The sequence below is a fragment of the Desemzia sp. FAM 23989 genome (assembly GCF_045528345.1).
Taxonomy (GTDB): Bacteria; Bacillota; Bacilli; order Lactobacillales; family Carnobacteriaceae; genus Desemzia.
Map to the genome: position 1 here is coordinate 18,263 of NZ_JBGQQT010000019.1, position 12,150 is coordinate 30,412.

At 38.9% G+C, this 12,150-nt stretch carries 23 protein-coding genes; all 23 read right to left on the reverse strand.

Going from position 1 to position 12,150, the window contains the following annotated elements; genetic code table 11:
* Window positions 1-25: 25 nt before the first annotated feature.
* A complete protein-coding gene (secY, locus tag ACEN36_RS10260; protein ID WP_407126556.1) occupies window positions 26-1,318 on the reverse strand; it encodes a preprotein translocase subunit SecY in 1,293 nt (430 codons plus the stop codon).
* A complete protein-coding gene (rplO, locus tag ACEN36_RS10265) occupies window positions 1,318-1,758 on the reverse strand; it encodes a 50S ribosomal protein L15 (protein ID WP_407095984.1) in 441 nt (146 codons plus the stop codon). Before rplO ends, secY begins: the two co-directional genes overlap by 1 nt.
* A gap of 42 nt (window positions 1,759-1,800) precedes the next feature.
* A complete protein-coding gene (gene rpmD / locus ACEN36_RS10270; RefSeq protein ID WP_092480918.1) occupies window positions 1,801-1,980 on the reverse strand; it encodes a 50S ribosomal protein L30 in 180 nt (59 codons plus the stop codon).
* 17 nt (window positions 1,981-1,997) lie between these two features.
* Window positions 1,998-2,498 (reverse strand): 30S ribosomal protein S5, encoded by a 501-nt coding sequence (rpsE, locus tag ACEN36_RS10275; protein ID WP_407095985.1) that lies wholly within the window; start codon window positions 2,496-2,498, stop codon window positions 1,998-2,000.
* A gap of 20 nt (window positions 2,499-2,518) precedes the next feature.
* Window positions 2,519-2,875 carry a 50S ribosomal protein L18 gene (gene rplR, locus ACEN36_RS10280; RefSeq protein WP_407095986.1) on the reverse strand — a complete coding sequence of 119 codons (357 nt, stop codon included), beginning with the start codon at window positions 2,873-2,875 and terminating at the stop codon, window positions 2,519-2,521.
* Between the two features lie 51 nt (window positions 2,876-2,926).
* Window positions 2,927-3,463, reverse strand: a complete 537-nt coding sequence (rplF, locus tag ACEN36_RS10285; protein ID WP_407102808.1) for a 50S ribosomal protein L6 — start codon at window positions 3,461-3,463, stop codon at window positions 2,927-2,929.
* A 31-nt stretch (window positions 3,464-3,494) separates the two neighbouring features.
* Window positions 3,495-3,893, reverse strand: coding sequence for a 30S ribosomal protein S8 (rpsH, locus tag ACEN36_RS10290; protein WP_407095988.1), 399 nt, complete (start codon window positions 3,891-3,893; stop codon window positions 3,495-3,497).
* A 32-nt stretch (window positions 3,894-3,925) separates the two neighbouring features.
* Entirely contained in the window at window positions 3,926-4,111 is a 186-nt protein-coding gene (locus ACEN36_RS10295) for a type Z 30S ribosomal protein S14 (protein ID WP_092480913.1), read from the reverse strand.
* A gap of 17 nt (window positions 4,112-4,128) precedes the next feature.
* Entirely contained in the window at window positions 4,129-4,668 is a 540-nt protein-coding gene (gene rplE, locus ACEN36_RS10300) for a 50S ribosomal protein L5 (RefSeq protein WP_407095989.1), read from the reverse strand.
* Between the two features lie 27 nt (window positions 4,669-4,695).
* Window positions 4,696-5,004 carry a 50S ribosomal protein L24 gene (gene rplX / locus ACEN36_RS10305; protein WP_407095990.1) on the reverse strand — a complete coding sequence of 103 codons (309 nt, stop codon included), beginning with the start codon at window positions 5,002-5,004 and terminating at the stop codon, window positions 4,696-4,698.
* Between the two features lie 35 nt (window positions 5,005-5,039).
* Window positions 5,040-5,408 (reverse strand): 50S ribosomal protein L14, encoded by a 369-nt coding sequence (gene rplN / locus ACEN36_RS10310; protein WP_407095991.1) that lies wholly within the window; start codon window positions 5,406-5,408, stop codon window positions 5,040-5,042.
* A 56-nt stretch (window positions 5,409-5,464) separates the two neighbouring features.
* The gene (rpsQ, locus tag ACEN36_RS10315) at window positions 5,465-5,731 is read right to left on the reverse strand and encodes a 30S ribosomal protein S17 (protein WP_407102809.1); all 267 of its coding nucleotides are present in this window, start codon (window positions 5,729-5,731) and stop codon (window positions 5,465-5,467) included.
* A 32-nt stretch (window positions 5,732-5,763) separates the two neighbouring features.
* Window positions 5,764-5,958, reverse strand: coding sequence for a 50S ribosomal protein L29 (rpmC, locus tag ACEN36_RS10320; RefSeq protein ID WP_092480908.1), 195 nt, complete (start codon window positions 5,956-5,958; stop codon window positions 5,764-5,766).
* On the reverse strand, window positions 5,948-6,382 hold the full coding sequence (rplP, locus tag ACEN36_RS10325; protein ID WP_204212096.1) for a 50S ribosomal protein L16: 435 nt from the start codon (window positions 6,380-6,382) through the stop codon (window positions 5,948-5,950). Before rplP ends, rpmC begins: the two co-directional genes overlap by 11 nt.
* A gap of 1 nt (window position 6,383) precedes the next feature.
* A complete protein-coding gene (gene rpsC / locus ACEN36_RS10330; RefSeq protein ID WP_407095993.1) occupies window positions 6,384-7,040 on the reverse strand; it encodes a 30S ribosomal protein S3 in 657 nt (218 codons plus the stop codon).
* A 3-nt stretch (window positions 7,041-7,043) separates the two neighbouring features.
* A complete protein-coding gene (gene rplV / locus ACEN36_RS10335; protein WP_204212098.1) occupies window positions 7,044-7,400 on the reverse strand; it encodes a 50S ribosomal protein L22 in 357 nt (118 codons plus the stop codon).
* Between the two features lie 21 nt (window positions 7,401-7,421).
* Window positions 7,422-7,700, reverse strand: a complete 279-nt coding sequence (rpsS, locus tag ACEN36_RS10340) for a 30S ribosomal protein S19 (protein WP_079650878.1) — start codon at window positions 7,698-7,700, stop codon at window positions 7,422-7,424.
* A 52-nt stretch (window positions 7,701-7,752) separates the two neighbouring features.
* The gene (rplB, locus tag ACEN36_RS10345) at window positions 7,753-8,586 is read right to left on the reverse strand and encodes a 50S ribosomal protein L2 (RefSeq protein ID WP_407095994.1); all 834 of its coding nucleotides are present in this window, start codon (window positions 8,584-8,586) and stop codon (window positions 7,753-7,755) included.
* 31 nt (window positions 8,587-8,617) lie between these two features.
* Complete coding sequence (rplW, locus tag ACEN36_RS10350; protein WP_407095995.1) at window positions 8,618-8,905, reverse strand: 50S ribosomal protein L23; 288 nt, start codon at window positions 8,903-8,905, stop codon at window positions 8,618-8,620.
* Window positions 8,905-9,528, reverse strand: coding sequence for a 50S ribosomal protein L4 (gene rplD / locus ACEN36_RS10355; protein WP_407095996.1), 624 nt, complete (start codon window positions 9,526-9,528; stop codon window positions 8,905-8,907). The genes rplW and rplD overlap by 1 nt, the downstream gene beginning before the upstream one ends.
* A gap of 26 nt (window positions 9,529-9,554) precedes the next feature.
* A complete protein-coding gene (gene rplC, locus ACEN36_RS10360; protein WP_407095997.1) occupies window positions 9,555-10,187 on the reverse strand; it encodes a 50S ribosomal protein L3 in 633 nt (210 codons plus the stop codon).
* A gap of 30 nt (window positions 10,188-10,217) precedes the next feature.
* The gene (rpsJ, locus tag ACEN36_RS10365) at window positions 10,218-10,526 is read right to left on the reverse strand and encodes a 30S ribosomal protein S10 (RefSeq protein WP_143084253.1); all 309 of its coding nucleotides are present in this window, start codon (window positions 10,524-10,526) and stop codon (window positions 10,218-10,220) included.
* Window positions 10,527-10,966: 440 nt separating this feature from the next.
* Window positions 10,967-11,989, reverse strand: coding sequence for a branched-chain amino acid aminotransferase (locus ACEN36_RS10370; protein ID WP_407095998.1), 1,023 nt, complete (start codon window positions 11,987-11,989; stop codon window positions 10,967-10,969).
* Window positions 11,990-12,150 lie beyond the last annotated feature (161 nt).

The following is a 12,150-nucleotide window of genomic DNA, read 5'->3' on the forward strand; positions in this document are numbered from 1 at the left end:
GAGGAAATTCCTCAACACAGTCTTCTTATTGGATAAAGCCTCGATAACTTCTTTTAACAGTTTGTCCTTCCAGCTGTCTCATTGAGTCTAATGCTACCCCGACAACAATCAGTAAGCTTGTTCCTCCAAGAGCAACGGATGAAGGTAAATTCCACAAATTAGAAGCAAGAATCGGTATTAAAGCAATAATACCTAAATATAGTGCACCTAATGTACTTAGACGGGCAAGAACTTTCGATAAATAATCTTGAGTAGGTTGTCCGGGGCGTACACTTGCGATATAACCACCCTGTTTTTGCAAGTTCTCAGAAACTTTTTCCGGATTCACTTGGATGAAAGCATAGAAGAACGTAAAGACAACGATCAATAACGTGTACAATACAGCTCCTATTGGTTCTTCCAAATTGAAAACTTGATTAAGCACTTGATACCATGTTTCATTCGCTGAATTTTGACTAAAGAAACCTAAAATGGTTTGAGGAGTCATAATAAAGGAACTCGCAAAAATAACCGGAATAACTCCAGCTGAATTTACTTTTAATGGAATGTGAGCACTTTGATCATTTGACGAAACACGTTTCGAATACTGAACAGGAATTTTGCGTCTAGCATTTTCCATATACACAACTAAGATCACAATCAAGATGAACCCGATAGCAATAGCAATTGAGAACAGAATAGCTTTGGTCATTTCGTCTCCAGCATTTCTGATTTGAGTATTGTAAAAATTGTAAAGGTCTGAAGGAACACGGGCAATGATACCTGAGAAGATGATCATTGAAGTGCCGTTCCCAAAACCATTAACAGTTATGAGCTCAGCTAACCATAAAACCATCATTGTTCCTGCAGTAAGAATAAGTGCAATGGAAAGATATGTTGCAACGGTTGGATTATTAACCAGTCCCAAGTTTGTTAGGGCATTGAACCCATAAGATATCCCCACGGCTTGAACAAACGCTAAACCGATCGTCAAGTAACGAGTCACTTGATTCAATTTACGTCGTCCAACCTCACCTTGATCAGCCCATTCTGCAAATTTTGGAATAATATCCATTTGCAGTAATTGGACAACGATCGAAGCGGTGATATACGGAGAAACACCAAGCGCAAATATAGAATAGCTGCTAAGTGCTCCACCACCAAAGGTATTCAATAAGCTAAATAGTCCAGACGAAGATAAATCTCCCAATGCATTTGCATTAACGCCAGGAACCGTAATATGGGTTCCTAAACGAAAGAGAATCAAGATTCCTAGAGTGAAGAGTATTCTTCCTCTGATGTCCTTATCTTTAAATGCATCTTTTAGGACCTTTAACATTAAATCACCTCAACTGAACCGCCAGCAGCTTCAATTGCTTCTTTAGCTGCTTGGGAGAATTTATTTGCTTTAACAGTCAATTTACGTTCAATTGATCCGTTACCTAGCACTTTAATTCCAGATTTTTCGTCTTTGATGACTCCTGTTTCAACTAGTAATGCAGGGGTTACTTCTGTTCCATCTTCAAAACGGTTTAAAGTTTCAAGATTTACAACAGCGTATTCCTTGCGGTTGATGTTCGTGAAACCACGTTTTGGTAAAGTACGGAATAAAGGTGTTTGTCCACCTTCGAATCCTAAACGTACGCCACCACCTGAACGTGATTTTTGACCTTTTTGTCCACGACCTGATGTTTTACCGTTACCAGAAGAAGTTCCGCGTCCTACACGGTTACGAACTTTACGAGAACCTTCTGCAGGTTTTAATTCATGAAGTTTCATTGTTTGGGCACCTCCTTCAATTTGAATCTTACAAAGTTTACATTAAACTTCTTTAACGTCCACTAAATGTGAAATTGTGTTAACCATACCTTTGATTGCTTCATTAGCAGGTTTAACTACAGTACTGTTAGTCTTTTTAAGACCTAAAGCTTTAACTGTATCACGTTGATTTTGAGGACGTCCGATAACGCTACGTTTTAAAGTAATTTCTAAATTAGCCATTTCTTATAGTCCTCCTTTTATCCGATAATTTCTTCTACAGTTTTACCGCGAAGTCTTGCAACTTCTTCAACGCGTTTTAATTGAGTTAATCCGTCGATTGTCGCACGAACCATGTTGATTGGAGTGCTTGAACCTAATGATTTACTTGTTACGTCAGCGACACCAGCTAGTTCCAATACGGCACGAACCGGACCACCAGCAGAAACCCCAGAACCTTCAATAGCAGGTTTGATTAAAACATTTCCACCGCTGTAACGTCCAATAACTTCATGAGGTACAGTTGAACCATCTCTCGGTACTTCAATAAGATTTTTCTTAGCACTTTCAATCGCTTTACGAATAGCTTCAGGCACTTCTTTAGCTTTACCTGTACCAAAGCCAACGTGTCCATTTTTGTCTCCGACAACAACTAATGCAGCAAAACGCAAGTTACGTCCACCTTTTACTACTTTAGTTACACGGTTGATTGTAACAACACGATCTTCTAATTCCAATGTGTTTGGATCGATGTATACCATGTGTGGTTTTCCTCCTTTTCCTAAAAGTCTAGTCCATTTTCGCGAGCAGCTTCAGCTAAAGCTTGTACACGGCCATGGTATAGGTATCCACCACGGTCAAAGACTACTTCTTTAATACCTTTTTCAGCAGCACGTTGAGCAACTAATGCTCCAACAGCTGTAGCTTGTTCTGTTCTTGTTTCGCCTGAAACTTCTTTATCTAATGTAGATGCACTTGCGAGCGTGACACCCGCTACGTCATCAATCACTTGAGCGTAGATATTCTTGTTTGAGCGGAAAACGTTCAAACGTGGGCACTCAGCAGTACCAGAAATTTTAGCGCGTACTCGTCCATGTCTTTTTAGACGTAGTTTATTTTTGTCTGGTTTTGAAATCACAATTGTCACCTCTTTATTTTATTTACTAGCAATCAGGCAGCCAGGTAAGTATTATTTACCTGTTTTACCTTCTTTACGACGTACGAATTCGTCAGTGTAACGAATACCTTTACCTTTATAAGGCTCAGGAGGACGTACTCCACGAATGTTGGCTGCTAATTCTCCAACATGTTCTTTGTTGATTCCTTTAACAATAATCTTAGTGTTTGAAGGAACTTCAACAGTAATACCTTCTCTAGCTTCAAATTCAACTGGATGTGAAAGACCAACGTTCAATACAAGTTTAGTTCCTTGTAATTGAGCACGGTATCCAACCCCGATCAAATCTAAAGTTTTTTCGAATCCTTCAGTAACTCCAACGACCATGTTGTTAACAAGGGCGCGTGTAGTACCGTGGATCGTACGGCTAGGTTTGCTGTCGTCAGGACGAGTGAAAGTAATTTCATTATCTGAAACAGTCATCGTAATGACAGGACTGATTGCAAGGTTCAATTCACCTTTAGGTCCTTTAACAGTAACATCATTTCCGTTTTGAGTAACTTCTACTCCAGCAGGAATAGTAATAACTTTATTTCCAATACGGCTCATAGCAGGGCACCTCCTTATTTCTTCTTGTTTATTACCAAACGTAAGCGAGTATTTCGCCACCGATATTTTTTGTTCTTGCTTCTTTGTCTGTAACGACACCTTCTGAAGTTGATACGATCGCGATACCTAGTCCGTTAAGAACTTTAGGTACATCGCCAGCTTTAGCGTAAACACGCAAACCTGGTTTAGAGATACGTTTCAATCCAGTGATAACACGTTCGTTGTCTTGTCCATATTTTAAGAAAACACGGATAACGCCTTGTTTGTCATCTTCAACAAATTCAACATTTTTTACAAAACCTTCACGTTTTAAAATGTTAGCAATCTCTTTTTTAACTTTTGAAGCAGGTACTTCTAATGATTCGTGTTTTGCTGAGTTAGCGTTACGAACACGTGTTAGAAAATCTGCGATTGGATCAGTCATGACCATGATTTTTTAGCCTCCTTTTTGCGAGTTTCGTTTTACCAGCTTGCTTTTTTCATACCTGGAATTTCACCTTTATAGGCTAGTTCGCGTAAGCAAATACGGCAAAGTTTGAATTTGCGGTAAACTGAATGTGGACGACCACAACGTTCACAACGAGTGTATTCTTGAGTTGAGAATTTAGCAGGGCGTTTACTTTTAGCAATCATTGATTTTTTAGCCACTATCTTCGCCTCCTATATTATTTTTGGAATGGCATTCCAAGTTGCGTTAACAATTCACGAGATTCTTCGTCAGTGTTAGCAGTAGTTACAATAACGATGTCCATTCCGCGAACTTTATCAACCATGTCATATTCAACTTCAGGGAAGATAAGTTGTTCTTTAATTCCTAACGTGTAGTTTCCACGTCCGTCGAAAGCTTTATTGCTTACGCCGCGGAAGTCGCGTACACGAGGAAGTGAAACAGAAACCAATTTGTCTAAGAAATCGTACATTCTGTCTCCACGTAATGTTACTTTAGTACCAATAGGCATGCCTTCACGTAAACGGAAGCCAGCGATTGATTTTTTAGCTTTTGTAATTACTGGTTTTTGACCAGCGATAACTGTCAATTCATTAACTGCTTTGTCTAAGTTTTTAGTGTTTGATACTGCATCACCCACACCCATGTTAATAACGATTTTATCAACTTTTGGTGTTTGCATGATTGATGAGTAGTTGAATTTCTCCATCATAGCTGGAGTAACTTCTTTAGTATATTTTTCTTTAAGGCGGTTCATGAAGTTTGTCCCTCCTTCCTTAATCTATTAGTTTAAAACTTCACCGGTTTTTTTAGATACACGTACTTTTTTACCATCTTCAACTTTGTAGCCAACGCGAGTTGGTTCGCCAGTTGAAGCGTCGATCAACATAACATTTGAAGCATCAACTGGGGCTTCGATTTCTAGAATGCCGCCATTTGGTTCAAATGTTGATGGTTTTTGGTGTTTTTTCATAATGTTAACACCTTCAACGGTAACGCGATTTTTCTTAGGAAATACAGCTTTAACTACGCCTTCTTTGCCTTTATCTTTACCAGTGATAACTTTAACTTTATCTCCTGTTTTAATAAACATATTTATCTCGCACCTCCTTCGTGGATGGTTGGGTATTAAAGAACTTCTGGAGCCAATGAAACGATTTTCATGAAACTGTTGTCACGTAATTCACGTGCAACAGGTCCAAAGATACGAGTTCCTCTTGGGCTCTTATCGTCACGGATAATGACACATGCATTTTCATCAAATTTAATATAAGAACCGTCTGCACGACGAGCTCCTGTTTTGGTACGTACAATTACAGCTTTAACAACTTCACCTTTTTTGACAACGCCACCTGGTGTTGCATGTTTTACAGTACAAACAATAACATCACCAATGTTAGCAGTCTTACGGCCTGAACCACCTAGTACTTTTATTGCAAGTACTTCACGTGCACCAGAGTTGTCAGCTACTTTCAAACGACTTTCTGCTTGGATCACTTTCGTATCCTCCTTTCGGAATTAGAAACTTCATTTTTAAAATCAGGTTTTTATGCTTAGATAATGATAGATTCTTCCACGATTTCAACTAAACGGAAATGTTTAGTAGCTGATAATGGACGAGTTTCCATAATTTTAACGATATCGCCTAATTTTGCACTGTTGTTTTCATCATGTGCTTTGTATTTTTTAGAATATTTCATACGTTTGCCGTATACTGGGTGGCGTTTTTGAGTATCAATTTGAACAACGATAGTTTTGTCCATTTTGTCAGAAACAACGTGTCCTTGGTACACTTTACGTTGATTACGTTCTTCAGTCATTTGTTAGCGACCTCCTTTTTCGTTTCGATCAACTATTTTTGTAATTCAGCTTGGCGCAACGCTGTTTTAATGCGTGCGATAGATTTGCGAACTTCGCTCAATCTTGAAGTATTCTCTAACTGGCCAGTAGCCAATTGGAATCTTAGATTGAATAATTCTTCTTTAAATTCTTTTTCTTTTTCAATCATTTCTGAAGTGGATAATTCTTTAAGTTCATTAGCCTTCATTAGATTCACCACCAATTTCTTCACGTTTTACAAATTTCGTTTTGATCGGTAATTTGTGTGATGCTAAACGTAATGCTTCACGAGCTACTTCTTCAGATACGCCGCCAACTTCAAACATGATTTTTCCACGTTTAACTGGTGAAACCCATCCTTCAGGAGCACCTTTACCAGATCCCATACGAACTCCGATTGCTTTTGATGTGTATGATTTATGAGGGAAAATTTTGATCCATACTTTCCCACCACGTTTCATGTAACGAGTCATAGCAATACGAGCAGCTTCAATTTGACGGTTAGTGATCCAGTGAGATTCTACAGCTTGTAAGCCGAATTCTCCATAAGCGATCTCTTTACCACCTTTAGCTTCACCGCGCATTTTACCTCTAAATTCACGACGGAATTTTACACGTTTAGGTACTAACATGTTATTTCCCTCCTTTCTCTGCATTCTTTTTAGCAGGAAGAACTTCTCCACGGTAAATCCAAACTTTAACACCTAGTTTACCATAAGTAGTATCTGCTTCTTCCCAAGCGTAATCGATATCTGCACGTAATGTGTGCAATGGAACAGTTCCTTCAGAATGGATCTCAGTACGAGCCATATCTGCACCGTTCAAACGACCAGAAACTTGAGTTTTGATTCCTTTAGCTCCAGCACGCATTGTGCGTTGGATAGCTTGTTTTTGAGCACGGCGGAAAGCTACACGATTTTCAAGTTGACGTGCAATTCCTTCACCGACTAATTTAGCGTCTAAATCAGGTCTTTTGATTTCAACGATGTTGATGTGAACTCGTTTACCTGTTAAGTCGTTTAATTTTTTGCGTAATGCATCTACTTCAGATCCACCTTTACCAATAACCATTCCTGGTTTAGCAGTGTGAATAGAGATGTTTACACGATTAGCAGCACGTTCAATTTCTACTAATGAGATTGAAGCGTCACTAAGATTTTTAAAGATGTATTCACGAATTGCAATATCTTCATGTAGGTAGTCGCCGAATTCTTTTTCTGCATACCATTTAGAATCCCAGCCGCGAATAATTCCTACACGCATACCTTTTGGATTAATTTTTTGACCCACAGATTAGCCCTCCTTTTTCTCTGATACCACGATTGTAATGTGGCTTGTGCGTTTCATGATTGGTGAAGCTGATCCTTTTGCACGAGGACGGAAACGTTTCATCGTTGGTCCTTCGTTAACATAAGCTTCGCTTACTACCAAGTTTTCAATATCTAAATCATAATTGTGTTCAGCATTAGCGATAGCAGATTTTAAAACTTTCTCTACTACTGGTGATGCTCCTCTAGGAGTGAATTTCAAAATTGAAATTGCTTCACCAACACTTTTACCTCTAATAAGATCGACAACTAAACGAACCTTACGAGCGGTAATGCGAACAGTTTTTGCAGTTGATTTAGCTGCTGTAATTTGTTCTGACATGAGTAATCCTCCCCTCAATAATTAACGATTCGTTTTTTTGTCATCCGCAGTGTGTCCGCGGTAAGTTCTTGTTGGCGCAAATTCACCTAATTTGTGTCCGACCATGTCTTCTTGTACAAAAACTGGGACATGCTTCCGTCCATCATATACAGCAATTGTGTGACCTACAAAGTTTGGAAAAATTGTAGAACGACGAGACCAAGTTTTAATAACTGATTTCTTTTCGCTAGCGTCCATTGCTTGTACTTTTTTCATTAAGTGTTCATCGACAAAAGGTCCCTTTTTAATACTACGACCCATAGTTGAACCTCCTTCCAGTTATGCAGCAAATTGGTTATCCAACTTGCCTGGTTTATTTTGTTTTACGACGACGTACGATTCGTTTGTTAGATCTTGCTTTAGAGTTACGTGTTTTCAATCCAAGAGCAGGTTTACCCCATGGAGTTAATGGACCAGCATGTCCGATTGGAGCTTTACCTTCACCACCACCGTGTGGGTGATCGTTAGGGTTCATTACAGAACCACGAACAGTTGGGCGTTTACCCATCCAACGTGAACGTCCAGCTTTACCAATGTTGATCAATTCATGTTGTTCATTACCAACTTCACCGATTGTAGCACGGCAAGTAGCTAAGATTTGACGAACTTCGCCTGATCCTAAACGAACTAACACGTATTTTCCTTCTTTACCTAAAACTTGTGCGCTTGTTCCTGCTGAACGAACCAATTGTCCACCTTTACCAGGTTTCAATTCGATGTTGTGAACAACAGTACCAACCGGAATATTTGATAGTGGTAAAGTATTACCCACTTTAATATCAGCATTTTCTCCTGAAAGAATATGTTGACCAATTTCAATTCCTTTTGGTGCAAGAATGTAAGTTTTGATTCCATCTACATAATGGATTAGTGCAATGTTTGCTGAACGGTTTGGATCATATTCAACAGTTTTTACGATACCGACAACATCGTCTTTGTTACGTTTGAAGTCGATAATACGGTAACTACGTTTGTGCCCGCCACCTTGGTGACGTACTGTAATTTTACCATTGTTGTTACGGCCAGCTTTTCTTTTGTTTGGTTCTAACAAAGTCTTTTCAGGCGTTGTTGAAGTGATTTCAGCGAAATCAGAACCAGTCATATTACGACGGCCGTTAGTGGTAGGTTTGTACTTTTTAATCGCCACGTGTTTTCCCTCCTATAAGTGATATTTTGAATTATTCAGCTTCGAAAAATTCGATTTCTTTTGAATCAGCTGTTAATGTAACAACTGCTTTACGACGTTTTTTAGTGTAACCAGAATATCTTCCCATACGTTTTAATTTTCCACGTACGTTCATAACATTCACGTTTTTAACTTTAACGCCAAAGATTTCTTCAATTGCTTGTTTGATATGAGTTTTGTTTGCGCGAACGTCTACTTCAAAAGTATATTTTTTGCTGTCTTCAGCAAGCATAGCTTTTTCAGTAATCATAGGGCGCAAGATAACTTCGCGTGCTTCCATTATTGAAGAGCCTCCTCTACTTGAGTTAGAGCAGTTTGCGTTAAGATCAATTTGTTATGAGATACAACATCTAAAACTGTAACGTTATCTGGAGCTACTACTGTTACTCCTGGAAGGTTACGAGCTGATAATGTTGTGAAATCATTTCCGTTTTCTACAACAACTAACACTTTTGTATCAACATTTAAATTGTTTAACACTTGTGCAAATTCTTTCGTTTTTGGTGCATCAAAGTTCAATGCATCTACAACGATCATGTTTCCTTCAGCTACTTTAGAAGAAAGAACAGATCTGATTGCTAAACGACGAACTTTTTTAGGAAGTTTGTAGCTGTATGAACGAGGTGTCGGTCCAAAGACTACACCACCGCCACGCCATTGTGGTGAACGGATAGATCCTTGACGAGCACGTCCAGTACCTTTTTGTCTCCATGGTTTACGGCCACCGCCTCTTACTGCACTACGGTTTTTTACTTTGTGTGTTCCTTGTCTTAATGAAGCACGTTGCATGATGATTGCATCAAAAACAACATTTTCATTTGGTTCAATTCCGAAAACAGCATCGTTTAAAGTAACTTCGCCATTTTGAGAACCGTCTTGTTTAAATAAGACTAATTTTGCCATTCCTTTGCTCCTCCTTTCTTCGATCTTTATTTAACTGCTTTAAGAGCAGTTCTAATTTGGATTAAGGATTTTTTAGCTCCAGGTACATTACCTTTAATTAAGATAACATTTCTTTCAACGTCAACACGTACGATTTCAAGATTTTGAATTGTTACGCGGTTTCCGCCCATACGACCTGGCAATAATTTACGTTTGAATACGCGATTAGGATCAACGGGACCCATTGAACCAGGACGACGGTGGTAACGAGATCCGTGAGACATTGGTCCACGAGATTGGCCATGGCGTTTGATAACACCTTGGAAACCTTTACCTTTAGTTGTCCCCGTGACATCAACGATGTCTCCAGCTGCGAACATATCAACTTTAATTTCTTTTCCTACTTCGTATTCCCCTAGCTCAACACCGTCAAATTCACGAATGAAGCGCTTAGGAGTAGCATTTGCTTTTGCTACATGACCTTTAGCAGGTTTGTTAGACAATACTTCACGTTTGTCTTGGTAACCAAGTTGAACTGCTTCGTAGCCATCGTTTTCCATTGTTTTAAGTTGTAAAACAACGTTTGGAGTAGCTTCGATTACTGTTACAGGAATTAATTCCCCAGCTTCAGTAAAGACTTGTGTCATTCCTACTTTTTTTCCTAAGATTCCTTTGGTCATGAGTACACCTCCATTATTTTTTTAGTTTGATTATAATTTAATTTCGATATCTACGCCTGATGGTAGATCTAATTTTGTTAAAGCATCAACAGTTTTTGGTGTTGGGTTAACAATATCAATCACACGTTTGTGAGTGCGCATTTCAAATTGTTCACGAGAGTCTTTGTATTTGTGAGTCGCACGAATCACAGTGTACACACTTCTCTCAGTTGGTAATGGAATTGGACCAGACACGCTAGCACCAGTTCTCTTTGCTGTTTCTACAATTTTGTCCGCTGATTGATCCAAGATACGGTGTTCGTATGCTTTCAAACGGATACGGATTTTTTGTTTTGCCATAATTTTCCCTCCTTCGCCTATTCTTATAAAGTAGACATTGCTCCACGAAAATTTCCGACACACTCGCCGTGGCAAAGCGGCCGGGTGTATCGCAACCTCCCGTTTCTTAGCCATCGATTCCAAATGAAATCGGGGTCTGTGCTTCTCTCTTTTAAATCAGCACCTTAAATAGTATAACCAATATACATTATCAAATCAAGTGTTTTTCGCGGTTTTTTCAACTTTTTTGAAAATAAGTCGGCTTTTTTCTTCACATTTCATCCACTATTAACGGTTTTACCATTTGCGAGATTGATCTTGTCCATTATCAGTCTTCTAAATGATGAAAAAAGCTACTTCTTATCATCTGCAATGATTAAGATAGTAGCTTAGTTCAAATTATTTGTCTAGTAAAACTTCTTTTTTAAATTTTTTTATCCACTGTTTTGTTTCTGCTTCTCTCAGACTTTCACTATCCAATTTTCAGGAGCTGCTACATCGCCAAATTGAATCCCGATCAGTTCGTCATACAATTTTTTCGTTACCGGTCCAACTTCTGTTTCACTATAGAAAACATGGAAGTCATCCCCATTTTGAATTCCGCCGATCGGAGAAATCACAGCTGCTGTACCACAAGCTCCTGCTTCTTTAAACTGATCCAACTGATCAATGTAGACATCGCCTTGGACAACTTCTAATCCTAAACGTTTCTCAGCTAGATAAAGCAAGGAATATTTTGTAATGCTAGGCAAAATAGACGGAGATTCAGGTGTGATGAATTTATCGTCTTTTGTAATACCAAAGAAATTAGCGGCCCCAACTTCTTCTATTTTTGTATGCGTAATAGGATCTAAATAAATCGCATCACTAAATGCTCGTTTATGGGCTTCTGCTCCAGGAAGCAGACTTCCGGCATAATTTCCGCCGACTTTCGCTGCGCCTGTACCTCGTCCTGCGGCTCTATCGTATTGAGAAACTAAAAAGTTTGTCGGTGTAAGCCCGCCTTTGAAATACGGACCAACCGGCATACAAAAAACAGAAAAAATATACTCTGCAGCCGGCTTCACTCCTATATTGTCTCCCACACCAATGATATAAGGGCGAAGATACAAGGTTCCTCCTGTGCCATACGGCGGCAAGAAATGCTCGTTTGCCTTCACCACTTGTTTTACAGCATCTATAAAAATCTCTGTTGAAACTTCAGGCATTAACAAACGGCGACAGCTTCGTTGCATACGTTCTGCATTTTGATCTGGTCTGAACAAATTAATATCCCCATCTTTTGTTCGGTAAGCTTTTAATCCTTCAAAACAAGCTTGCCCATAATGGAGTGCTGTCGAGCCCTCACTAATATGTACTTGATTGTCTTCGGTAAGCGTTCCTTCGTCCCAACTGCCATCTTTCCAATAGGACAAGTAGCGCAAGTCCGTTTTAATATAATTAAACCCTAAATTGTTCCAATCGATCGATACTTCTTTTCCCATAATTCTCACCCCACTTGAATTTGTTATTTAGTGTATCACAAGAATGAAAGAAATGGCTATTTTTTCATATAAACAAATAAAGAAGTTTCTCTTTTGAAAAGAAACTTCTTTTACTCTCACTTTTGCAAACGAGTAATTTTTAATTCATCAAACAACTTTTA

Excerpts from the sequence above, each read along its gene's own strand:
- secY (WP_407126556.1), bottom strand. The coding sequence starts at position 1,318 with ATGTTAAAGGTCCTAAAAGATGCATTTAAAGATAAGGACATCAGAGGA.
- rplO (WP_407095984.1), bottom strand. The coding sequence starts at position 1,758 with ATGAAACTTCATGAATTAAAACCTGCAGAAGGTTCTCGTAAAGTTCGT.
- rpmD (WP_092480918.1), bottom strand. The coding sequence starts at position 1,980 with ATGGCTAATTTAGAAATTACTTTAAAACGTAGCGTTATCGGACGTCCT.
- rpsE (WP_407095985.1), bottom strand. The coding sequence starts at position 2,498 with ATGGTATACATCGATCCAAACACATTGGAATTAGAAGATCGTGTTGTT.
- rplF (WP_407102808.1), bottom strand. The coding sequence starts at position 3,463 with ATGAGCCGTATTGGAAATAAAGTTATTACTATTCCTGCTGGAGTAGAA.
- rpsH (WP_407095988.1), bottom strand. The coding sequence starts at position 3,893 with ATGGTCATGACTGATCCAATCGCAGATTTTCTAACACGTGTTCGTAAC.
- rplE (WP_407095989.1), bottom strand. The coding sequence starts at position 4,668 with ATGAACCGCCTTAAAGAAAAATATACTAAAGAAGTTACTCCAGCTATG.
- rplX (WP_407095990.1), bottom strand. The coding sequence starts at position 5,004 with ATGTTTATTAAAACAGGAGATAAAGTTAAAGTTATCACTGGTAAAGAT.
- rpsQ (WP_407102809.1), bottom strand. The coding sequence starts at position 5,731 with ATGACTGAAGAACGTAATCAACGTAAAGTGTACCAAGGACACGTTGTT.
- rpmC (WP_092480908.1), bottom strand. The coding sequence starts at position 5,958 with ATGAAGGCTAATGAACTTAAAGAATTATCCACTTCAGAAATGATTGAA.
- rplP (WP_204212096.1), bottom strand. The coding sequence starts at position 6,382 with ATGTTAGTACCTAAACGTGTAAAATTCCGTCGTGAATTTAGAGGTAAA.
- rplV (WP_204212098.1), bottom strand. The coding sequence starts at position 7,400 with ATGTCAGAACAAATTACAGCAGCTAAATCAACTGCAAAAACTGTTCGC.
- rpsS (WP_079650878.1), bottom strand. The coding sequence starts at position 7,700 with ATGGGTCGTAGTATTAAAAAGGGACCTTTTGTCGATGAACACTTAATG.
- rplW (WP_407095995.1), bottom strand. The coding sequence starts at position 8,905 with ATGGAAGCACGCGAAGTTATCTTGCGCCCTATGATTACTGAAAAAGCT.
- rplD (WP_407095996.1), bottom strand. The coding sequence starts at position 9,528 with ATGGCAAAATTAGTCTTATTTAAACAAGACGGTTCTCAAAATGGCGAA.
- rplC (WP_407095997.1), bottom strand. The coding sequence starts at position 10,187 with ATGACCAAAGGAATCTTAGGAAAAAAAGTAGGAATGACACAAGTCTTT.
- rpsJ (WP_143084253.1), bottom strand. The coding sequence starts at position 10,526 with ATGGCAAAACAAAAAATCCGTATCCGTTTGAAAGCATACGAACACCGT.
- ACEN36_RS10370 (WP_407095998.1), bottom strand. The coding sequence starts at position 11,989 with ATGGGAAAAGAAGTATCGATCGATTGGAACAATTTAGGGTTTAATTAT.